Annotated in this window: 23 protein-coding genes and 1 pseudogene; 8 read left to right on the forward strand and 16 right to left on the reverse strand. The window is 54.2% G+C overall.

Annotation, left to right across the window (positions count from 1 at the left end):
• Positions 1-307: 307 nt before the first annotated feature.
• Genes KT71_RS16070 through KT71_RS16080 form a run of 3 tightly spaced genes read right to left on the reverse strand, consistent with a single transcriptional unit; the run spans position 308 to position 2,698 of the window.
• Positions 308-1,213: a mechanosensitive ion channel family protein gene (locus KT71_RS16070; RefSeq protein ID WP_008294296.1), complete on the reverse strand. Its 906-nt coding sequence runs from the start codon at positions 1,211-1,213 to the stop codon at positions 308-310.
• Positions 1,210-2,136, reverse strand: coding sequence for a YihY/virulence factor BrkB family protein (locus KT71_RS16075; RefSeq protein WP_008294295.1), 927 nt, complete (start codon positions 2,134-2,136; stop codon positions 1,210-1,212). The genes KT71_RS16070 and KT71_RS16075 overlap by 4 nt, the downstream gene beginning before the upstream one ends.
• On the reverse strand, positions 2,129-2,698 hold the full coding sequence (locus KT71_RS16080; protein ID WP_008294294.1) for a DUF7933 domain-containing protein: 570 nt from the start codon (positions 2,696-2,698) through the stop codon (positions 2,129-2,131). The genes KT71_RS16075 and KT71_RS16080 overlap by 8 nt, the downstream gene beginning before the upstream one ends.
• Positions 2,699-3,404: 706 nt before the next feature.
• Between KT71_RS16080 and KT71_RS16090 the strand changes: the two genes are divergently transcribed.
• Complete coding sequence (locus tag KT71_RS16090; protein ID WP_023660197.1) at positions 3,405-5,054, forward strand: cation:proton antiporter; 1,650 nt, start codon at positions 3,405-3,407, stop codon at positions 5,052-5,054.
• Positions 5,051-5,575, forward strand: a complete 525-nt coding sequence (locus KT71_RS16095; RefSeq protein WP_023660198.1) for a hypothetical protein — start codon at positions 5,051-5,053, stop codon at positions 5,573-5,575. The genes KT71_RS16090 and KT71_RS16095 overlap by 4 nt, the downstream gene beginning before the upstream one ends.
• 312 nt (positions 5,576-5,887) lie before the next feature.
• Here the strand turns inward: KT71_RS16095 and KT71_RS16100 are convergent, their stop codons facing one another.
• Together KT71_RS16100 and KT71_RS16105 are read right to left on the reverse strand one after the other, a co-directional pair.
• On the reverse strand, positions 5,888-6,262 hold the full coding sequence (locus KT71_RS16100; RefSeq protein WP_023660199.1) for a DUF805 domain-containing protein: 375 nt from the start codon (positions 6,260-6,262) through the stop codon (positions 5,888-5,890).
• A gap of 101 nt (positions 6,263-6,363) precedes the next feature.
• A complete protein-coding gene (locus KT71_RS16105) occupies positions 6,364-6,804 on the reverse strand; it encodes a hypothetical protein (protein ID WP_008294289.1) in 441 nt (146 codons plus the stop codon).
• A 159-nt stretch (positions 6,805-6,963) separates the two neighbouring features.
• Between KT71_RS16105 and KT71_RS16110 the strand changes: the two genes are divergently transcribed.
• Positions 6,964-7,545 (forward strand): DUF4410 domain-containing protein, encoded by a 582-nt coding sequence (locus KT71_RS16110; RefSeq protein ID WP_023660200.1) that lies wholly within the window; start codon positions 6,964-6,966, stop codon positions 7,543-7,545.
• A gap of 160 nt (positions 7,546-7,705) precedes the next feature.
• Here KT71_RS16110 and KT71_RS19850 read toward each other — a convergent pair whose 3' ends face one another.
• The 11 genes and pseudogenes from KT71_RS19850 to KT71_RS16165 all read right to left on the reverse strand — a co-directional run bounded on the left by KT71_RS19850 (position 7,706) and on the right by KT71_RS16165 (position 17,912).
• Positions 7,706-10,480 carry a putative bifunctional diguanylate cyclase/phosphodiesterase gene (locus tag KT71_RS19850; protein WP_023660201.1) on the reverse strand — a complete coding sequence of 925 codons (2,775 nt, stop codon included), beginning with the start codon at positions 10,478-10,480 and terminating at the stop codon, positions 7,706-7,708.
• Positions 10,481-10,662: 182 nt separating this feature from the next.
• The gene (locus KT71_RS16120; protein WP_008294286.1) at positions 10,663-11,145 is read right to left on the reverse strand and encodes an alpha/beta fold hydrolase; all 483 of its coding nucleotides are present in this window, start codon (positions 11,143-11,145) and stop codon (positions 10,663-10,665) included.
• 42 nt (positions 11,146-11,187) lie between these two features.
• Complete coding sequence (locus KT71_RS16125) at positions 11,188-11,526, reverse strand: alpha/beta fold hydrolase (protein WP_023660202.1); 339 nt, start codon at positions 11,524-11,526, stop codon at positions 11,188-11,190.
• Complete coding sequence (locus KT71_RS16130) at positions 11,523-12,380, reverse strand: cupin-like domain-containing protein (protein WP_040362429.1); 858 nt, start codon at positions 12,378-12,380, stop codon at positions 11,523-11,525. Before KT71_RS16130 ends, KT71_RS16125 begins: the two co-directional genes overlap by 4 nt.
• A gap of 50 nt (positions 12,381-12,430) precedes the next feature.
• The gene (locus tag KT71_RS16135; protein WP_023660203.1) at positions 12,431-13,054 is read right to left on the reverse strand and encodes a chalcone isomerase family protein; all 624 of its coding nucleotides are present in this window, start codon (positions 13,052-13,054) and stop codon (positions 12,431-12,433) included.
• 309 nt (positions 13,055-13,363) lie between these two features.
• The gene (locus KT71_RS16140; protein WP_008294282.1) at positions 13,364-13,906 is read right to left on the reverse strand and encodes a hypothetical protein; all 543 of its coding nucleotides are present in this window, start codon (positions 13,904-13,906) and stop codon (positions 13,364-13,366) included.
• Positions 13,903-14,232, reverse strand: coding sequence for a winged helix-turn-helix domain-containing protein (locus KT71_RS16145; RefSeq protein ID WP_008294281.1), 330 nt, complete (start codon positions 14,230-14,232; stop codon positions 13,903-13,905). The genes KT71_RS16140 and KT71_RS16145 overlap by 4 nt, the downstream gene beginning before the upstream one ends.
• Positions 14,233-14,379: 147 nt before the next feature.
• Positions 14,380-14,914: pseudogene (locus tag KT71_RS20245) on the reverse strand (IS6 family transposase).
• Between the two features lie 171 nt (positions 14,915-15,085).
• Positions 15,086-15,589, reverse strand: coding sequence for a DUF6841 family protein (locus KT71_RS21510; RefSeq protein ID WP_023660204.1), 504 nt, complete (start codon positions 15,587-15,589; stop codon positions 15,086-15,088).
• Positions 15,590-15,612: 23 nt separating this feature from the next.
• The gene (locus KT71_RS16160; protein ID WP_008294278.1) at positions 15,613-16,950 is read right to left on the reverse strand and encodes an NTP/NDP exchange transporter; all 1,338 of its coding nucleotides are present in this window, start codon (positions 16,948-16,950) and stop codon (positions 15,613-15,615) included.
• On the reverse strand, positions 16,947-17,912 hold the full coding sequence (locus tag KT71_RS16165; protein ID WP_008294277.1) for an SDR family oxidoreductase: 966 nt from the start codon (positions 17,910-17,912) through the stop codon (positions 16,947-16,949). The genes KT71_RS16160 and KT71_RS16165 overlap by 4 nt, the downstream gene beginning before the upstream one ends.
• Before the next feature lie 237 nt (positions 17,913-18,149).
• Between KT71_RS16165 and KT71_RS16170 the strand changes: the two genes are divergently transcribed.
• From KT71_RS16170 to KT71_RS21430, 5 genes are all read left to right on the forward strand, one after another.
• Entirely contained in the window at positions 18,150-19,223 is a 1,074-nt protein-coding gene (locus tag KT71_RS16170) for a sensor histidine kinase (RefSeq protein WP_023660205.1), read from the forward strand.
• Positions 19,220-19,933 (forward strand): LytR/AlgR family response regulator transcription factor, encoded by a 714-nt coding sequence (locus KT71_RS16175; protein ID WP_008294275.1) that lies wholly within the window; start codon positions 19,220-19,222, stop codon positions 19,931-19,933. The genes KT71_RS16170 and KT71_RS16175 overlap by 4 nt, the downstream gene beginning before the upstream one ends.
• A 386-nt stretch (positions 19,934-20,319) precedes the next feature.
• Positions 20,320-20,595: a type II toxin-antitoxin system ParD family antitoxin gene (locus KT71_RS16180; RefSeq protein ID WP_008294274.1), complete on the forward strand. Its 276-nt coding sequence runs from the start codon at positions 20,320-20,322 to the stop codon at positions 20,593-20,595.
• Positions 20,592-20,915: a type II toxin-antitoxin system RelE/ParE family toxin gene (locus KT71_RS16185; protein ID WP_008294273.1), complete on the forward strand. Its 324-nt coding sequence runs from the start codon at positions 20,592-20,594 to the stop codon at positions 20,913-20,915. The genes KT71_RS16180 and KT71_RS16185 overlap by 4 nt, the downstream gene beginning before the upstream one ends.
• A gap of 560 nt (positions 20,916-21,475) precedes the next feature.
• On the forward strand, positions 21,476-21,778 hold the full coding sequence (locus KT71_RS21430) for an integrase core domain-containing protein (RefSeq protein WP_084567005.1): 303 nt from the start codon (positions 21,476-21,478) through the stop codon (positions 21,776-21,778).
• Positions 21,779-21,780: the final 2 nt, after the last annotated feature.

A 21,780-nucleotide genomic window follows, 5' to 3' on the forward strand; every position in this document is an offset into this window, starting at 1 on the left:
ACGAGCGAATATCTAGTTGTGATACGTACTGCTTAGATACGCTGCTATAGGCAAAGTTTGCAAACGCTTTGCAAGTTTCACGCTGACCCAGGCTCAGTCCGTTGCTCTCCGCAATAGGATTCATGCTGTATGGCGGATGGTTTTACCCAGCATCTGCCGTTCGATCTCGAGAATTCGCCACGGTTTCCGTAAAAGAGTTTCGATCGGCCCTGTCCATCAATTTCCATGTGAGCCTGCGGATGCAGCCCCCCCCCCCCCCCCCCCCCCCGCACAAGACCCAGCGAAAGATGAGCGATGGCCGAAAAGCTCAAGCCTGTCCTTCTTCTACTTTTCTTTCGTCATCTACTTTTTCCTTTACGTTTCCACCCGTGAGTTCCAGTGGTTCGGCAAAAGTAAGCGTTCGATAGGGGAAGGGAATCTCGATGCCTCGATCGTCCAGAGCGCGTTTAACCGCCCGAATAACGCTGTCACGGGAGGAATGTAAACCCGGCGGCGTCGACGTCGCCCACCAACGAATCGTAAAGTCTACCGATGAGGAGTTAAATTCACTCGCGTAGATCTCCACACCCTTGCTTTGATCGATGTCACTCAAACTTTCGACAGCGTCTAAAATCACCGCACGAGCGTTGTCCGCGTCCTCACCATAAGCAACACCACAAACTGTTTCGTAGCGACGCAGGGACTGATCTGTCTCGACATACACAGGGTTTTTAAAGATGTAACTGTTCGGGACGAGGATGAGAACGCCGTCCGTGGTGCGAACGTAGGTGTCTCTGATTGTAATCTGCTCGATCTTCCCACTCACGTCTCCACAGTCAATAAAGTCGCCTATGCGCATAGGTTTGCGAAGCATTATCAAGGCCCCAGCGAGGAAGTTCTCGAACACATCTCTAAAGGCGAAGCCCACTGCGACAGAGCCCAAACCGATAGTGGCGAGCAACTTAGCGGGGGTCAAACTTGGGAACACAATGGTCAAAGCAGTAAGGATACTGAGCGTCCACAAAGCGGTGTGTACAACCGTTTGCAGTAAATTCGCAAGAGACGGCCGCATGCTGGACTTTCCAAGAGTGGAGCGCAAAACCCGTCTAACTACACGCAGAATTATCCACGTAACCAAGAGCAGGAGCGCAGCTAAACTTAATAACGGTAAGGCCTTTACCAGGCTGACCCACATAGTCTGTAGCTGATCAAATAGTGGTGTTAGAAACTTCACGATCCCTCCAAATCTTCGACAATGGAGCGCTGGACGCGTACCGCTACACTCTCGGGCTGCACAACACACCCCCTATGCTCCAAGTCAGCGCGCACAAATGCGGCCCCGTAAAGCAAGATGAGAGACGAGTAATTTACCCAAAGCAACAGTAGCACAAGAGACCCCGCTGCTCCGTAGGTTGACGCGGTGGCAGTAACGGAAAGGTAGAGTGCAATTAGAACGCGGCCAACAGTAAACATCGCTGCAGTTAGCAACGATCCCAGCAAAACGTTTCGCCAGCTTAGTTTCACGTCCGGGAGAGTCTTAATGATCGTACCAAAAAGGAGCGCTGCTACAGCAAGTGACAGCCCCGTGTCCAGAGCACTGAACGCTGCATCATGCCAAGGTATCCACTCTTGCATCGATTGAAGTACCACTCGTAGCACCACACTCAAGGACAGAGAAACCAGCATGACGAAACCGACCGCGAGTACTATCGTGAGAGATGTCAATCGTTTGCGAATAAGCAGCCAGACTCCACTCCTTGATGGTTTGGGCGCCACACCAAAAATGGCGTTAAGAGAATCTTGCATCTGGCCAAATACCGTAGTCGCCCCGATCAACATAGCACCAAGCCCCGACAGCGTGGCGAAAAGACCATCCTCCTGGTCACGAGCGCGCGCGATCGCCTCCTCTACCGCTTCTGCAGCTTTCGACCCAACCGCTGCTTGAATTTTTGCTGCGATCTCTCCTTGCGCTGTTTCTTGCCCATAAAAAACACCCACCACGGACACGATCATGATCATCATCGGCGCCATGGAAAATATAGTAAAAAACGCGAGTGCTCCCGCATTTGCGAACGCATTGCTATCTAGCCAATATTCTCCGGCGTCTCGAAGCACAGTCGTCCACCGTTTCAGCCCGACCTTGAGTGTCTTAAACATTGCCGCCCGCCGGAACGCTGACGCCGCTTACCTCACCCCGCGCGGCCGCGCCCTGTGTTGGGACCACGGTTCCGCCGCCGGCGACACAGGTACCCGTAGCCGGTGTACCCCTGGGCTCCATCACAGCGCCATTGGCAGCACCGCCTGTTAGACCGCTATCGGGGAACACATCTGTCAGGGCTACGTCATCAAGAGCAACATTGCTGCGAGGGTTGTTGACGGTGATCGTCAGGGTTCGTGTACTGCCACCCACGACCAGAATATTAGTACTGCTACACGCTTTGCTAATCGCCGGTCGGTCTACCGCCCGGACAGTAATCATCTGAGGTCCTCCAGTAGCATTCACTCCCTGATCTGAGTTGACTGCGCCCGCCGCTACTTCAAGGTTCAGCGTGGTGCTGGCACCATCAGTAGAAAAGGCTCCGGTGGAAAGGTCAACGTAGCACTCACCCGAGCCGGCAATGCCATCATCTCGCGTCGGGTTATCTACGCCGCTAACAACAATAGAGGAAGACCCCGGCGTGACGGTGAGCGTGCCACTGCCGCAACTGCCGTTCAGCACTCACACCCCCTCTCCAATGACGAGACCCGCAGAACCAAAGCTCTGGAAAGCTCCATTAACAGAAACACCGGTGATGGGATTGACGATGGAATTGTTGCTTAGCGTTACGCGCAAGCTGCAAATTTGCCCAGGAAAACCGCGGTGGAGCTTGGCGCCACAGGGCCAATGTTAACCGTGACATTGAAATCGGGTTTTTGAGACCAGGCGAAGCGCGTGGCGAACAATGCAAGGAAAAAAACGCCTAGATATCCCAGGAGACGAGGTACATTGCAGCGGGATCCGTTTTTTGCCGCAGGGATAAACCGAAGCTCGCTGGTACGCATATTTTTATCCGATTTGTGGTACCCGAAGCACGCCAATAAGGCCCTGCTTATTGCACAGCGCACCGTTTTACACCCTTGTCATTGTAATTGAGGATTGGGCGACGTTAAAGGCGTTAATCTTAGCAGCTATAAAAGATCTGTGACACGCGCCACTTTGATGAGCAGGGCGGAGACCTGCTCTGTGAGGGACTTGTTAGTTGAGCTCCTCAACGGCAGCCGACCAATCAGTGCTGTCCAGCTATCGCTGTATCGAAGACCGGTGTCCTAGCGGCGCCTACCTAAATCCCTCACAAACTGTAATGATAATTATCCGCATTTGTGTGGTAGCTTATGAGTTCGGCTAACGGTCGATGACCTCTTCTCTGCAAGTAGGCGATGAGACTATGGACAGCTTATTCTTCAATGTGGGTCTGATCTTAGGCTTGGCTGCCTGCGGCGGCTTCATTGCAAGATCGTTGAATCAACCTCTGATCGTCGCGTTCATAGCAGTAGGCATAGCGCTTGGCCCCTCCGCTTTAGGTATTGTTGTTCCCAGCAACGAGATCGAGCTTTTTGCGCGTTTGGGAATTGCTTTACTTCTCTTCGTTGTCGGTTTGCGCCTCGACCTACACGTCATTCGTTCCGTAGGTCCCGTCGCTCTTGCCTCAGGCCTTGGTCAGGTCGCGTTTACCACTGCGATTGGTTTTGGCTTGTCCCTCGCCCTGGGCATGTCGACTACCGTTGCTCTGTATGTCGCGGTAGCACTGACCTTTTCGAGTACGATCATTATCGTAAAGTTGCTTTCGGACAAACGGGAACTGGAGACTCTCCATGGCAGAATTGCCATTGGTTTTCTGATTGTTCAGGACATTGTGGTCGTTCTGGTAATGATCGCCCTGACGGCCTTTGGTGGCATGTCCAGCGGCGATACCTTGCTGCAAGAGGCCCTGGCAGTCGTCGTAAAGGGCGCGCTAATGCTGCTGGCTGTGTTAGCTCTCATGCGCTACGTCCTGCCTCTCATCCTGCCGCGATTAGCAACGTCTTCAGAGCTATTGATGCTGTTTTCTATCGCCCTGGCAGTGCTAGGGGGAGCAGCTGGAGTAGCCCTTGGGTTCAGTAAGGAGGTGGGGGCTTTTCTTGCCGGTATATGTCTTGCCTCCACACCCTATCGCGAGCAAATAGCAGCGCGCCTTGTCAGTCTGCGAGACTTTTTACTCCTGTTCTTCTTTATTGAGTTGGGCGCAACTATTGATCTTCTCCATCTGGGCGCCCAGCTTCCCAGTGCAATCCTCCTATCCCTTTTTGTGTTGATCGGCAATCCTTTGATTGTCATGGGCATCATGGGCGTGATGGGGTATCGGCGCAGAACCGGTTTCCATGCTGGTTTAACGGTGGCGCAGATCAGCGAGTTCTCTCTCGTGTTGGCAGCCCTGGGACTTGGATTGGGCCATCTCACCGAGGAAACCGTGGGGCTGATTGCGCTGGTGGGACTAATCACCATCAGCGCGTCGACCTATATGATTTTGTATTCGCAGCCTCTATACGCGGTCCTTGCTACGCATCTGAAGTTCTTCGAGCGCCAAGACCCTTTCCGTGAGCGCATTGAGGGTGGCGAGCAAGTAGCCAGCCCCGACATCATTGTCGTTGGACTGGGTCGTTATGGACAGGTTATTGCGGATGGTCTCCATCAGCAGGGGCACAAGATCCTTGCCGTCGATCTTGATCCGGCGAAAGTAACGTTGGTGGAGAGCAGTAACGTCGATGTAGCGTATGGCGATGCGTCTGATGCAGAGTTCCTTTCCACACTGCCCTTGAACGAGGCTGAATGGTTAATCTTCACGGTGCGCGATGCAGGTTTGATCAAAATGGCCATAGAATCGCTGCGACAAGTAGGTCATGAATGCGGCCTGATTATCGCTGCCCCAGATCGGGAGTCGTCGGCCTGGCTCAGGCAGCACAACGTGGACCTGATTTTGATGCCTTACCGTGACGCTGCAGATTCAGCGCTGAGGCAACTGTCGACAGTCCTACCCCAGCGAGAATCTCAAGCATGAAACGTTTCTCGAACGAAAAAAATCCGAGTACCGTAACCGTGTTTTTGAGGCGACACTGTTACCTCGCATTGCTCAGCACGCTCTTGATCGGATGTGACGACAGCGGCAACGCGGTGAAGTACGTGTGCACGGAACCATTAAACAGCTATCTTGATCAAGCACGAGTAAACATTACCAACGACTACGAGGTAGAAAGAAGCCAACAGCTTCTCGCGGTGTGCCCGGACCAGGGCTACCACCGCCGATACGAGTTTGAATTCGATGCCAGCGCCCTGCTCGCAAAAAGACAATCTGACGCAGAAGTAGACGCCAAATGGTGCAACGAAACCACTTCAAGAAAAGTGACCGCCGAACTCGACGCTTCCACCAGCGTTTTAACTTTCAGCTTCATCTACCCCTGGGCAACATCCACCGGTAAGTACCCCAAGACAAAATTTCGCATAGAGCGAAACTCAATGAGAGGCGGGTTTTTCAACGACATTGATTGGCAATGTGAGCTGGCCGGTGTCAATCAAGAGTGAAGTGGGGTCGCCAATAGCTGTTTCGCAATCCGCGTCTCAATAGGGTGCATTGGATAAACCGAAGGCCACTCGGCAGGAGATGCCTAGGAGGATGGCGCTACCGGACGCGCAGCACCAGTCATGTCGCGCCACTCAAGGTCGAGTAGATCAAACTTAAGTCAGGTTTTTGTTGAAGTGCGGACCTTTGAACTGCGTCTCGCATGCGCACGCAGCTATTCAAGGTGAGACGCTACAGGTTGCAGGGGTTTGACGTGCTGTACTCACCGAGGTAGAGCGCCCCGCCCTACTGCGGGACTGGCGAGCAAACCGGTTTCAGCCGTAGTTGTTAGGCTCTGGGTCGCTCGGCTGGGCGTACCACCACAGCAGTAAAAGGCTGCCAATGATGGGCACGATCTGGATCAAGATCCACCAGCCAGATCGGCCAATGTCATGAAGGCGGCGCACGGCCACGGCCAGAGTAGGCAGAAAGATCAGCAGGCTCATCACCAGGCGGAGGGGTTGGCCCGACTCAGGTGCAAACGGCTCAAATCCCAAAGCGGGCGCCAGCAATGCGCCTTCGATGATCGCCAGCACAACGGACAGCAGAACGACGCTGAGCATCCAGTACCAAAACTCGGGACGCCGCGCCCGCCCGTTAAAGTCGACGTACTTACGAAGCACTGTCTTAATAGCTGCGGTCAGATTCACAGATACTCTCTTATCACGTCAGTCCGCTTTTTATGTCCGTCCACTGTCCGCGCCAGAGCGCTGTGGGTGCTTTGTGCGCCAAATGAACTCGCGACCGACTATCACTGATATTTGATCAGCGCCGCGTCCATAATCTTCTCTTTGGTATCCGTGGTGATACTCGTGGAACTTGTCTTGTAGCTGGAGTGATGCTTGACCTCTCCATCTTCAGTGATAACCCACTCAGGACCTTTGTCTTTGCCGTAGGTGGAGGTGTAACTCCCCGTGGATTCGGTGTGCACGTCCTCGATCACCAGGGCGTCGGCACCTTTGGCCGTAGCCTGATTCTTAAGCTCCAGGACCATGCCCTCGGAATCCCAGCCGTCCATAGCCGAAGCCTTGATCTTGCCCATCACGGTGTGGGGTCTGTTTACATCGTCCATGCTGTAGAAAACGTCGACGGAGGTCGTCGGCGCATAACTCTCGCCGACATAATCCGTGTTGACGCATGCGGCGAGAAAAATGGAACAAGCCGTAATACCGATGAGCGTAGTGGCGCGCATGGAAAAAATCCTTTGGTGATGTGGTTTTGTCGATGAGAATCAAACGGTGGGTACTGCGCCATCTGCGTGCTGTCGTCCCCATGGGGTAGCATTATGCGCATTACAGTAGCCCGCCGCGGAACGCAGCCCTCGATAGAACCAGTAAAGGATGACAGATAAATGAAACACAGCATTCGATTTTCAAAGTACCTAACGGCCGCTTTCGCAGCGACTTTTCTCCTCGTTTCGATGGGTGCCGGTGCGGCGGGAAAAATGGACCGCCAGAAAACTTATTCCGACAGTATTTCGAAAACCGCGGCGATCCACGTACACCCCTTTGGCACCGCAGAAGCAGACCTGGGCAAGCCAAAGTTTCGAGACACGGCGGCCACCATGGCCAAGTCAGCACCCCATCTGCTGGCAACGGATATCGTGGAGAGTCTTCGCAGGTCAGGGTTTAGCTCCGTAACGCTGGACGAGTCGGAAGAGCCTATTCCTAGCGATGCCATCAACGTGACGGGAAGGTTCACCAAACTTGACCCCGGCAGCCAGAACCTTCGAGTCTGGATTGGCTTTGGGGCTGGCAAGAGCAAGGTGTGTATCGAAGGGGAGATCACCGACTCCGACGGTAACAAGCTCGCTGATTTTGCTGACTGCCGTAGCGGCCTGGGTTGGGGCTCGAGCGCACCCCAGGGCAATAAGGGTGCCGAGATCCTTGGAGAGCGCGTAGCTGGCTTCCTCATCGACTGGCAGGATTCCTAATCTCCGTTCAGACGAGGGCTTGACTACGTACCTAGAGACCACTTTGCAGGGTTCTGGCTAGTTCATTCCTTCGAATCCGCCGCAGCGGAAATCGATGGTGTTCATTGACAGAAACCAGCAATCCCAGCCGGTTAGTCTGGCGCTACCTCGCTCCAGCGACCTATCCGTAGCGCTGTTGCCCCGCACCGCTGGATTGAGAGCCTGTTGCTCGATCGTCCATCATCTCCACCGCCTCTGCCGCAGGCACCGCCTGACTGAACAGATACCCCTGAACGAGCTCGCAGCCCATGGTCCGTAAAAGCTCCAGCTGTTCCTGTGTTTCTACGCCCTCCGCTACCAGTCGGTAGCCAAAGGACTTTCCGAGATCAATGATCGAACTCAGAAGTCGACGGTCCACCGCATTAGTGGTGGCGAACTGAATAAAACTACGGTCGACCTTAAGGCTGTCGATGGTCAACGAGCGGAGGGAGGCCAGCGAGGCGTAACCCGTGCCGAAGTCATCGATGGCTATTTCAACTCCCAGGGCACGCACCGCCAGGGTCGCTTCGCGAATCTCCTCGCCAGATTGGATCCCGGCCTCGGTAATCTCTATCTCAAGCTGCGATGCCGAGATACCGTGACGGCCCATTGCCTCCCGGAGGTCGCGCGCCACAGTACCTTCACTCATATGGCGGGGGGCGATATTGATCGACACGCGAGTGTGGGGTCGCTCCTCGCGCTGCCACTGTGCAAGTTGACTGCTCACCGAATCGATAACCCAGCGACCTATATCGGAGACCAGCCCGATGCGCTCAATGTCGTCGATAAAGGCGTAAGCCGACAGCAGCCCGCGCTCGGGATGTTGCCAACGCAGCAAGGCCTCCCATCCCTCGATGGCACCGGACTCGAGACTGATCTGGGGCTGGTAGTGAACAACAAACTCGTCTTCTTTTACGGCCCTGCGAATATCCCGCGACATACGCAGGCGCTCCCGTGCTTCGGCCGATATCTCATGCTCATGAAACAAATAGCTGTGATCGCCGCGTCGCTTGGCCGCATACATGGCGTTGTCCGCCGCGTTCATAATGCTTTCTGCTGCTTCGCCATCAACCGGGTAGATCGCAATACCAACACTTGCCATCGGTGTAACCGTTGTGCCGTGTATCTCAACGGCTGCGGACAGCTGATCCAGCAAGCGCTGGGCGACTTCGGCCACGTCGACCTCGGACGACACATTATCCAGCACCATGCAGAACTCGTCGCCGCCGAGACGCGCAACAAAGTCACTTTCTCGAGCTGCCGCTCGCAACCGGGAAGCGACCGTGACGAGAAGCTCATCGCCCGCATCGTGTCCTAAGGAGTCGTTGATCTCCTTGAATTTATCGAGATCAATGAACAAGACGGCAAAACCCTCCTGACGCCGCCGCGCGGTTCGCACCATTTCGTGAAGGCGCTCGAACAGATACCCGCGTTGGGAGAGACCGGTCAGGGAGTCAAAATAGGCGAGGCGGCGAATTTCCTGCTCCGCAAGGCGCTGGCGACTGACGTCTTGCACAGCGGCGACCAAATGAAAGCCTTTGATGGAAGGATCCGACTCGACGCGGATAAATTGCCGTATCCAGACTTCGTCGTGGTGAGGCGACGCCGCGCGATAGACATTCTCGACGGAATCATCCTTGCGTTGACAGCTGGCCAGATCGCGTGCGAATTGATCGCGGCTATCCGGGTGGATCACCGTGTCGGCAAAGCCGCTGCAGTCGAACTCGTGGTCGGGCGGGAGACCGAGCAGGTGCAAGAGCTCGCTTGAGGCTTCGAACTCCCCGTTTTCGGGGTTACAGCGCCAGTAGCCCAGCCCCGCCATCCGCTGCGCCACGGACAGGTTACTCCGCTCCTCCTCCAGCTCAACGTTGAGTGACTCTAGAGCCTGTCGCTGCTGGTGCAGATCCTCAAGATGGTGACGGGTAGCCCGCTGTATCTCGCTGAAGTCATGCGCGATACGTGCCACCTCGCCGGCACTGTTGTCGATCTCGCTGGTGTCAGCCTCTTCCGTGAAACGACTTTCGACATAGCGATTCATTTTTAAGGACAGCGCGGCAAGGGGGCGGGTGAGAAAGCCCGAAAGAAAGCCGCTGAACAACAAGGCAAATATCGTCACGGAACCCACAATGATCGCCAGCCGCTCGCCGGCCCGGCTAATCAGCTTTGCCGACTCGGCGGCCACGTTACGCATCAGTTCCTGGTGACTCTGAAACAGCTCGGACTCAAGCATCTGTATCTGACGGTAGAGCCCCGTGTCGCTGCGTATGCCGATCTCCCGGTCCAGCTCCACCACACGGCTGAACGCGCCGGTATAGGCGTCCAGCAGTTGAAAACCCTGCTGAAGCTCTTCCCCGGAACAGTCCTCGCAGGCACCAAGGTCGAGGCGGAGAATGGCGGCTCGCTCACGATGCGCGGATGTATAGCGATCGAGGTCACGGATGATGTAATCCTTCTCATGACGTCGCAGCATCAGGAGGTGTACCAACAATTCCGGCTCGTCGAGGCGTTCTTCGAGAAGGTGTACCGCCTCGCGCATGTCACCGGCAATACCGAAATCCTGAATGCCCCGTTCCCGCAACATCGGTGGCAGCTGATCGAGCAATTGCGAGTAGGCACGGAGGTCGCGCTGCATGCTGTCGAGCAGGTCCCGATTGCTGACGGAGTCGTCACTCAGTAACTGCTCCAGATCATCGTTCGCTGCGGCCAGAGACTGACGCCAACCATTGATCGTGAAGTGATTGCCGGTGCGGTAGAAATCGAGGCTGCGCTGAGCGAGGTTACCGAACTGGTCTACCGATTGGGCCGCCTGTCCCAACAAAAGACCCAAATCGCGCACGGTATAAAATTGCTCTGTGAGGAGGGAACGTCTCTCCACATCCCGATAAACCAAAACACCGGCCAACGATGGAATCAACATCTACAGCATGAAGGCGATCATCAGCTTTGAACGGAATGTTCTAAGGAGCGCTAAATTGGGCATACAAGAGTGATTTCCGGTAAGAGCACGCCTCACCGAGTATGAATGGCGGTCAGGCCACCAAGGGCGCTGTCATCAAAATTTCACGAATACGTCACAATTGCCAAATGACCGCTGACAACTTAACAGGGCGAAGCTGCCGCTAAAGAAGACGCGGGAAGGGACTGCAATCTATCGCCGTGGACCAGAAACTTCTCGTAATCGCCAAGAATCTCCGGTCGCTCAAAGTGCAGGAAATGTCCGACGCCGTCTACCAAGATACAGGTGCAGTCTGGAATGAGCCCTTCAGCGAGCTGCATGTCGTCGAGGTCGATAATACGATCTTTTGAGCCGTTGACGATGAGCGTTCGCGCCTGGATACGGCTCAGATCAATGGTGTCGGTCAGATGACCCATTTTCAAGATATTGCGACAGTGAAGATAGAAGGACTCCGCTGAGCTTTGACTTAGACTGGCAAACTGAAGCTCGATCTGGCGCTTGTAAGTCGGCCCTATTTGCTGACCGAACATTTCTACAATGAGGCCAGCTCCCGCCGCATAATTACCCGTATCGTAAAGCGCTTCGGCGCGCACAATAATGCTCTGCATCACGGCATTGGGTTTCATACCAAAGCTGCTGAGTATGAGTTGCCGCACAGCCTGGGGTTTTTAGGCTGCGTAGGCAGCGGCTATGGCCGTCCCCCAGCTACTGCCTGCCAGTAATAGCTCGTCCAGGGGTTGGGCATTCTCGACGAGGGCATCAATCACCTCAAGCTGTTCTTCAATGGTCACATGAGGACTGCCCGAGAGGATCTCCGAACGCCCGACGCCGGGCATATCGAAAATAATCACACGAAAATGGGGGGCGAACTTTTGCGTTACCGCACGCCAGACAGCCATGGTCTGGAGCACCCCACTGACACACAACAACACCCCAGGCTTGTCGCCATAGACCCGGTAAGGAATGCGGAACCTCCCATGATCGAGGATTCCTTTGGTAGTCTTCATGCGCTTTTTACCTGCGATGCAGCTTGAGCCAGAGCTTCGGCGTGCGTACGTTTCCAACTGTACCACCTCTGTGGGGCAACTTTATTTGCCAGTCGATCGATGGGAGAGACCACCAGGAGATTGCCCCAACCTTTGATTCGCTCTCGCCAGTGCGGCGATGCAGCACGTAGAGAGACCCCAATGCCGGCCTCCAGATAATGAAACTCATGCCACCATCCCGCGGGCATGTACAAGGTCTGTCCCGGCTCTAGGATCACCTCGAAGCAACGTGCCCGGGAAAGCGATGGGGGCAAGGCAGATGTGGGCCCATCCAGATCCAGATAGCTTCGCACGGTGAAGGGATGGCGATGGAGCCATACAGAATCCTCGGGCGCAAAGAGGCGAATGCGCCGGCGCCCGCGCACGACCGCATGGAGCACATCTCCCATATCAATGTCGTAGTGCAGCGGGGTTGTACTGCCTTTGCAGCCGAAGAAACTGAACACAAACTGACGCGAAAACTTGAGGCCAACCTCGGGCAATACAATATCGTCGAGAAGCTGCGGAATCTGCTGCGAGAGATTGTAGAGAAACATCCGCAGATCTCGTCCCCCATGCAGGGTTTCCTCAAGAAACTCGGCGAAGGACATGGTATCGATACTGCCCATGTAGTTGCGGCCGGGCGTTCCGAAACTGGCGTCATACACTCGCACAGGCCTGTTGCCGTACAGCGCAGTCAATTGATCGGGGGTCCATTTTTTCAGGGCCGGCCAACTCGCTGCCAGATCCGTGAGTACCAGGGGCTCGCGACGGGCTATGGCTTGCTTTAGGGGACTACCGTCAAGGTAGGGAGTGCTTTTGAGATCGAGGGACATCCACAGGGGTGCCTTGTCGTTTGGGTGCTCTGCCTGGCCCATTGTCGGTGCTAATCGACCTGTGCAATTGATTGAGCCAATAGCGCATCGATATCACAGGCCGGCTCTTTACCGAACCAGATAGACCAGATGAGCTTGGCAAAGGCGGTATCGTTTGCAGTGAAGGCAGGTTCACCATTGAACTCGGCAAAGATTCGGCCGCCGGAAAGCCAGTAGAAAATCAACTGATCGCCCTTCTGTGCATCACGATCGATGGACGCCATAAACGCGCTGATGGTCCCTTGGGCGTCTTCCAGCCAACCCGGCTGGGCATTCTTACGCAGGCTTCTATCGAGTTCATCACGAATCTGGTCCCGGCCAAGCTTACGGGAAAACGTGATGGCGATGGCTTTGGCAGGACCGTCATCGATGAGGGACTCGGGCGAGAAGGGCGTGGGAGAAGCCTCGGCATAATGGGCAATCTCATAGACCCGAAAGATCAGTATTACGCGCTCGGAACTACCCGTGTAATGTAAATTGTGGTTCACCCCGGCGTGAGTGAAGCCCATGAAGAGAGGAAAGTCCTTGGACTTGGCTGCCAACGCACCCGAGGCCATGCAAAGCAAGCCGATCACAGTCACAAGCCATACAGACCATGCTGGCCGTAAAGACGCAGAGGCGAAAACTTTGGGCATGTGTTGGTCCTGCTTTGAACGAGGCGCTTTTTTCCAGCCCGGGCAGCATAGCCTAAATTGGCGGTAAGCACTTCCTCATCGCAGCGTTTTTAGGCGCGTGCTAAGAAGCCATGGCGGTGAGCCTGGAAAAATTGTGATCGGCAAATTGCATGACGCTTGTAGATACTCATGGGCCGATTCTATGACAGAGGGCGCCTTAACTTGGCGATACCGGCTGACCGCTCTGAGGCCGAGCATACCCGGCACCGTAGGATCATCTAGCCGCCACAGGCGCCGTGGCGGGAACGTCAGAACTCTATCCGTTTGCGCTCACTCCAGCGCGGCCTCTTTGAAAGCATCGAAATGCTTGGCTTGACCCTCCCGACGATGCCACACTTTTAGGCTCTGCCAGTCCACAGCTTGTCGGCGCGCCACCATCAGGGCCTGCTCGAAGCACTGCACATCACCCCAATGATAGTAGGCAGCCAACCTATCCTTAATGCAGTCGGTTGGATTCAGTAGACGAACGACGCCCGCGTCAGTTTCCCTCTTGGCCACCCGCTGCTCCTCGACATGCTCATTGCCAACCATGAGCGGGCCAGTCGGGAACTCAATGAACATGTCTGTTTCTGGATGGGTGAAGTAGCGCCCTTTTTGATCTTGAATGAAGCCGATCTCTTTCAGCGCCAATCCGATCGCGCGATTGCTGTCCAATCCCAACGTAATGAAATCAAGGTCATTGGACGCGTATTCGTTCTCAGACCACACGGACACGCAGGAGCCTCCCGTCAGAACCGCGTGTATACCCTTCGATTCCAATGACTCACAAACCCGCGCAGCAAGCTGCTCTACATCAAGATCAGCAAGGCTCAAAGGGTCTTGTCCTTCCTGCGGGGCCTTCGGCGGGTCATTTTGATACGGTCCTGCATATCTTTGGGATACCGCGACAGCGCGTCTTTAAACAGATCAACTACTGCTGACTTGAAAGCGAAGCGAGGATTGAATTCGTACACCCGCGTTTTTCCCACATTCACTGCCACCAGTAGCCCATCGCGCTCCATGCGCTCCATGACGCGCTGAACCTGGCTGGGGGCCACATCGAAGGTTTTGGCTATTTCCCTGGGATAGCCGCGCTCCCGCTCTGCCAGAAACAGAAGAACGCGCTCAGCATTGGGCGATCCAACAAGGGACTCCAACATATACTTGAACTCCGTAAAACCAATAACGCTAACGATACACAAAGTGTTATATAAAATACACTAAGTGTATCTTTAATCACTACCAGATCACGACGGGCGGTGCTGACAAATTAACTGCGCCAGGTTGATAGCGTTCAGTTCTCGTCCTCAAGCTACTACCTTAATCCATTGATTGAACGCACTCACCCTCAGAGCTCGACAATGCTGAGCTTTGATCAAGTGCCTCCCTAGATTGAACAAGTTGGATACAGCAGCGTGGGTAGTCAAAAATCTCTGGGCCTGTTTCACCGACTTGAACCGCCGCATACCCCGCTCTCTCACTCTAGTCGCCTCATGCCCATGAAGCGGGGCAGACCCTGAGATTACCCAGCCCGATTATTCTCATACTGCTCCGCACTGTGCACTGTCTCTGGCATCAACTCAGGATGAGCAAGCCCATAACTACGCAACTTATCGGTCACGATCTTCCCGGCTTCACGGTCATTGGTGCGCAGTAGACGCTTGAAGAATCGCTTAGCCGCCACCCCATCTCGCCTAGCCTGTAGGAAAACGTCAACAACCTCGCCATGCCCAAAGCATTCGCTTCTCTACTGACTGTAATCCCACGCTCAGCCAGCAAGTCTTCAATATCCCGGTGGCTAAGATTGAAACTGTAGTAAAGCCAAACGGCGTAGCTGATGATATCTGGTGAAAATCAGTGGCGTATATAGGTATGTACGGGCCGATTCTATCAATTCGGCCGGTTAATTTGTCGGCACCCTCCGTGGGGCTTGTGGGCCTTGATGGCTCGACTCTGCCAATCTGACTCCGCTATGCTGTCAGCATCAGGGGAGCCGCATCACCGGTTTTCGCGTCAACTGTTTTTTACATCATAGGGACTAAAGAGCGCGATCTTCCAGTCACCCTCATCACGAACAAGCAAATACAGCGATACGGTTTCGTAGACGACCTCTCCCGCGGCATTCAGTCCGTGACCCACATTGTTAGCGAGTATCTTGTTAGGCGTAAGAATCTGCAGCTGTACTCGCTGCCACTCAAGGCGCATTACCTTCTTGCTATCCAACATGTTTACGAAGGCTTCGAAGTTCTTTGTGAACGCGCTCACAGACGCCGGCACCCTCGGCTTGGTCATTGGCGGCGCTATCATTAAAGGCATCGTGACCAGCTCGCCGAGCTCTTCTCGAAACTTTGCGCCGCGTTCTGGGTGTCCAAACCTCCTGTTGTAGACCGCCAAATACCGATCCATAAAACCCCTCGCCTCTAGCTCGAGGATTTCTCGGTCACTTGGTTCGTCGGCGCCCGTGGTACAACAGCTGACAAACATCAGGCTGGCAAAAAGTAGTCTAAGTGCATTCATGAGGGTGTTACTCCTAAGTATCTTCAAGGATTGCGAATGGGGCCCCTGAGAGCGGCCTTTTCTTTGAGTGGGGTTACTTGCAGTAGGTCGATAGCGGAGCCGGAGCGATCGAATCGTCTGCCGAGGAAGAGCGCCAGCGCGGACCACATAGCAGCGATGCCCGCACCAATTAGAGCGACCGCCGCCAAGCCGAAACCCAGGCCCTCTGTGAGCAGTGCAAACAGCGACCCACTAACGGCGTCGCCGCCGCGATACACGACTACGTCGATCACCGCTTTGGCTTTGAAGCGCTCGTCGGTGCTCACCTCCGTGAACAGCAATTCACGGGCTGGCCTCGTCACCGCGTAGTTACCGACACGGCGTGCGATCTGCAGGCTGAGGAGCACCACGACGATCGGCGCAAAAGCAAGAACAAACAACCCAGTCATCACCAGCAATGGAACAACCGTGAGCGTGGCCGCCATACCGAGGCGCTGGACAACACGGCCGGTGACGAAAAAGGCACAGAAAAAGGTGAGTACGTTAACCACCCAATCAATAGCGCCAAGAATCTCTGCTCGCTCCGGGCGCGAGTACGCCGCCAGAAGATTTTTCTGCTCAAAGTAAACAAACGATCCGATGAAAACGTAAAGGGTGATGAAAAGCGCGATTGCCAGTAGATAACGATTTCGCACGACATCACGAAATCCAGTCCACCATTGCCCACTGATGCGCTGATCCGCCAAGTCGACGTGTACGGTCTGGTTGTCCAGCGCCGTTTCCTTGAGTCGCTGCAAATAAAAAATCAGGGGAACAACAAGCAGCAGGCCAAGGGATGCAATGAGCATCAGAACATCAAGCCCCAAAGAGCTTGCAAAAAGTGTCGGTAGACTCGGTCCTACGATTGCGCCAGCGCTTGCCCCGGAACCAATAATTGCGAAGAGTCTTTCACCCTGCTCGCGACGAAAGGTGTCCGCCATAAATCCCCAAAAGACCGACAGATTGAAAAGGCTGAAGGCCGCGACCCAAAGGTAGAAGGCCTTTTCGGCCATAACCGGATCAGCCAGCCTGGGTATCGCCAGAACGAATAGCAAAAAGCTCGCGGCGAAGCCGCTGTAAACGACAGGAACCACCCAACGAAAGGGCATTCGCGAAACCGCCAGACTGTAAATTGACACGAGACCTGCGCTGATAAAAAACTGGATGTTCCAGAGGAGACTTACCTCCGCGTCACTCCAGTCGCTTGCCATTGCATCTCGCACCGGTCGCAAAACAAAATACGAAGCCATCAGGAGAAATACCATGGCGAAGGATGCAACAGTGGCACGCAGCTCCTGGGGCCTTATCAGCGTCATCTGCTCAATGGCTCGCTGAAAAATCATTCGATTGCCGCCGTTTCAAGGACTTTATCCAGCAGATTCACCAACGCATCGCGGGAAAGCGTGAATGGATGATCCCGATTGAGTTCCTCCACCCTCTGTAGCGCTCGTCTAATTGCGTAGTGAGCCTCGTTGGCGTCAGGTGCCACCAAGTAACGCCTTTTTGGCTCAGGCGCTGTCATGAATTTGTAGACTGCATCGGCCACAGGGGTTGGTGGGAGATGTCTAGAGCGGTCGCTCTGCGTGAAACCGGCAAATCGGGTGATCTCATCCTCGAACAGCGAACTCCTTTCGCCCGAGTCGATTTCCGCCATGCGCTGTCGCATGTTTTCCATGATGTTAGAGCGAAAGTTTCCGGGCTCTACGACGCTAACCTGCACTCCAAACTTGCTCATCTCAGCAGCGAGGGAATCGGCATAGCTTTCCACGGCATGCTTACTCATGCCGTAAGGCCCCATAAGCGCGCCCGAGAAAATACCTGAAAGGGAGCCTATCGTGGTGATCCGGCCTTGATGCTCAATCAATAGCGGCGCAAACGCCTTGGTGACCCTGTAGGGACCAAACACGTTTACATCCATGACAAACCGCATATCGCGTTCGCTAACTTCGATAAGTGGGTCGAAGACGAAAACCCCCGCGTTATTGACGAGGCCGTGCAAACCACGCCCGCTCTGCTCAATGGTCTCAACGGCTGCATCGATGTCCGCCTGTATCGTCACGTCCAGACGTATTCCGCGCATGTTGTCGATCTTGCTGAGAGCCTCGATATCAGCGGACTTACGGGCTCCTGCGTATACAAAAAATCCGCGGCGCGATAGCGTAAGCGCTATCTCTTTACCGATTCCCGACGTGGCACCCGTGACCAAAATGGCTCGCTGAGGGGTGGCACCAGACGTGCCGGATTCAAGCGCAGATGCCGAAAAACTCAACGTGCAGGTAATGATGATCAGAATTAGTCGCTTCATGCGCACTCCAGAGAAGAGAAAGAGGCGCTGACCCTATCCGCTTGGCCTCACTCCGGAATTCCCGCGAAGACCAAAAGCAGAGATTTATCGACGAACACTGCCCTGCACCTAGAACAGCGGTTCGTCGACGAATCCTTGGGGTTGGTCCACATAATGGGCGACAACATCGTGGTAGGTCTTGTTAAAACGGGGAAGTAGTTTAGATTGCGCAGATTATTGACCAGCAGATGGATAGTCGTGACAGTACGCGTGAATCGAGCGCTTGCAGGGTTTCATTCGGCCTTCTGGTCGGTTGTCTTCCTCCTTAACGTTGGACCTGATTGGCACCGCTACTCTTCGACACGAGAGGTATTGGAAGTCGCCGGGACCACCACAGCCTTACAAGCAATGGTCGCTTTCATTGCCCTTAATTTTCTCGTGCCGCGGTGGCTGGACCGAGGCCACATCCGCTTATTCGGTCTGTTGCTGCTCGCGGCCCTATTCCTGGCTGCGGAAAGCAACATTCTGTTCAGCTACTTTTATCTGGAGCCCGCTTATCCCGAATCCTATGGCAAGTATTATCAAATATTGAGTGAACTCAGCCTTTTGGAGCGCCTCGGATTTTCGTCGACGATCCGATGGATTGTGTTCTCCAAGCTACCGCTCCTCGCGTTTCCAGCTGCCGTTCTCGTTGCGGTCAGCTATTACCAGAGGCAGCAAGCCGTGCTGGCATTACGCGAGCAGAAACGAGTCGCCGAGTTGGAGGCGCTGAAGCGTCAGCTAAACCCCCATTTTATTTTCAATACCTTGAACAACATTTATGCTCTCGCCATCAAGCAATCTGAGCAGACACCTGAAGCAATAGCCAAGCTGTCAGGTATCCTCGACTATGTGCTTTATCGCTGTAATAACGAGTACGTCTCTCTTGAAGATGAAGTGGAAATGATTGATGACTATATCGCCCTTGAGCGTTTGCGCTTTGGAGAACGTCTGAATGTTAGTTTCAGCAAGGAGCTTTGTGCCGGGGTGATGGTTGCCCCCCTGATGTTTCTCACCCTGATCGAAAACGCTTTTAAGCACGGCGCCAGTCAACAGCTTGACCAAGCATTTATTGATATCTCTTTGAAAGCCACGGCCGAGACCATCGTGTTTACCGTAAGTAACTCTAAGTCGGCAAAGATAAAGCCGAAGGAAAGTTGCGAAGAAAAAATCGGACTGGCCAATCTGCGGCGGCAGCTAGCCCTGCTCTACCCCCGGACGCACAAGCTTGATCTAGAAGAAACACCTGAGCACTATTCCTCGCGCATTTACCTACAGCGGCAAGTGGCATGACGGATGCACGCGTTCGCTGCCTGATCGTCGATGACGAACATCTTGGCCGCGAACTTATTGAGGGTCATGTGGCCCAGCTGCAACAGCTGCAGCTGGTCGCGTCTTGTGCCAATGCACTGGAAGCAGGCGAAACACTGGCCAGCGAGTCCGTTGACCTGCTTTTTCTTGATATTGAAATGCCGATGCTCAAGGGCACCGATTTTTATCAGGGACTCCGCCATCCGCCGGCGGTGATCTTCACGACAGCATACCGTGAGTATGCCCTGGAGGGCTTCGAGCTTGAGGCCATCGACTATTTGCTAAAACCTGTCACCTTCCCGCGGTTTTTCAAAGCCGTCAATCGGTTCCTGAATGCGCGACGGGCAAGGGCTACTACTGATGAGCTTCCCCGGGGCTTGGCGAGGGACTTTGTTTTTGTACGCTGCGACCGTAAAGATGTACGTTTATGTATCGCGGACATCGAGTATGTCCAAGGGCTTAAAGACTACATTCGTATCCATACACAGAGAAAGATATACACGGTGAAGGAAACCATGCAGTCCTTCAGCGAGCGAGCAGGCTCCGAACTTGTCCGTGTGCACCGATCCTACCTCGTGAATCGGCTTCGCGTCACGGCCCTCGCCAGCATGGATGTAGAAGTTGGTGATATCGAAATCCCTCTCGGGGAGACGTACCGAGCAGAGGCCCTACGCAAGCTCGGCGACTCCTGAAGCGTTATCATCAATCGAGTTTAGTGAGTCACGGTTTATCCCCCGTTAAGTGGGGAGAGCCGTAGAGCCGAGAGCCAGTGGGTAGAGCCTAGAGCCCCTGCTAAGATACTGAAAATAAAGAAGAAAGTTGGTAGCTACGGGTGGACTTGAACCACCGACCCCAGCATTATGAATTGTGCTGGATTTGTTTAACTTATTGATTTTATTAACTTAAATTCGAGCACCCACAGCGTACTTTGCACCGTTGAGCACAACGAAGCACAGCAAGTCCCGCAAATCCCCCGCAAGCAGCGGGCGGGCTTCCCCGCCAACCTCCACTCCGCTAGACCTTATTGGCATATATTGCCAGCACTGCTAGTATCTGAATCAATTCAGTGAGGTGACATATGCCAACCAGAAACGTGGTCTTAACAGAACAGCAGGAGATCTTCGTAGGAAAACTGGTCGAAAACGGCCGGTATCAAAATGCGAGCGAGGTCCTGCGCGACGGACTGCGGTTGTTAGAGGATCGGGCGCAGCAACGGGAAACGGAGCTGGCAAATATCCAGGCCGGCGTTATCGCCGGGCTTGATCAAGTGGAGCGAGGAGAATTCGCCAAGGGGTCAGGTGAAGAGGCCATTGAAAGAGCATTTAGCCGAGCTGTCCTTAAGCAGGGTCAATGAGGGGTTATCGGTTATCCCCGCAGGCCGAACAGACCCTTGAGGATGTTATCAGCTGGACGATCGAACACTTCGGTGTCGGACAGGCGGAGCGTTATAAAGATCAACTGATCAGTCGGTTAGCGGAACTTGCCGCCAACGAAATGCCACATGGGCTGACGTGCAGTGGTCTCCTTGCAGGGCAACGCGACGTGGTTGATCTTGAGTACTATCGAGAAGGCCGGCACTACATCATTTACCGCAATACCTTCGATGAAATTCTGGTGCTCGACTTTGTCCATGGTTCTCGTGATCTCAAGGCAATTCTTGATGAATTGAGCTGAACACTCAGGCCAGCCTGCGCGTTTAGAATTGATAGGAAATTGCGAGCAACAAACTGCAGTGGAGCACCACGATGCGGTTTTCACCACGCCGTGGGCGCAAACCTGGTCCCAAGGGACCGTCAGCCGAAATAATTCATGCCATCGGTGAGATGAAAAGGCGGAACCCTCGTTTTGGCTGCCCTCGGATTGCCCAGCAGACTAAGCTGACATTTGGTTTGGATCTAAATAAAGACACGGTACGGCGCGTAATTGCGGCACATTACAAGCGAGAACCGAGCAATCGTGGGCCATCATGGCTCACTACGATGGGTCACGCCATAAATAGCCCATGGAGCGTTGATCTCTTCAGGTGTGAATCCATCGTGCTGAAAAGCCACTGGGTAATGGTGGTCATGGATCAATACACGCGCAGGATTATCGGTTTCGGCGTGCATGCTGCTCACGTTGATGGGCCGATACTGTGCAGGATGTTCAACGAAGCAACATCTGGAAAAAGCTAGCCGACATACCTTAGCTCCGATAACGACCCACTGTTTCAATACCACCGGTGGAAAGCGAATATGCGCATACTTGATATTGAAGAAATCAAATCATTGCCATACGCACCTATGTCTCATCCATTTGTAGAACGACCGATTGGTAGTGTTCGGCGAGAACTACTAGATCAAACTTTGTTCTGGACAGCGACTGACCTGAAGAACAACCTGCGTGAATATCAGTGCTGTTTCAACGAGTCCCGGACTCATTCTGGGCTCGGTGGCGTTACTTCAGTAGATTTAGGCGCCGGAAAGATCGTTGATATCAATCACCGCCGATGGAAGAGGCATTGCCGCGGATTGTTTGAGCTACCCATTGCCGCTTGAAT

The sequence above is a fragment of the Congregibacter litoralis KT71 genome (assembly GCF_000153125.2).
GTDB lineage: Bacteria > Pseudomonadota > Gammaproteobacteria > Pseudomonadales > Halieaceae > Congregibacter > Congregibacter litoralis.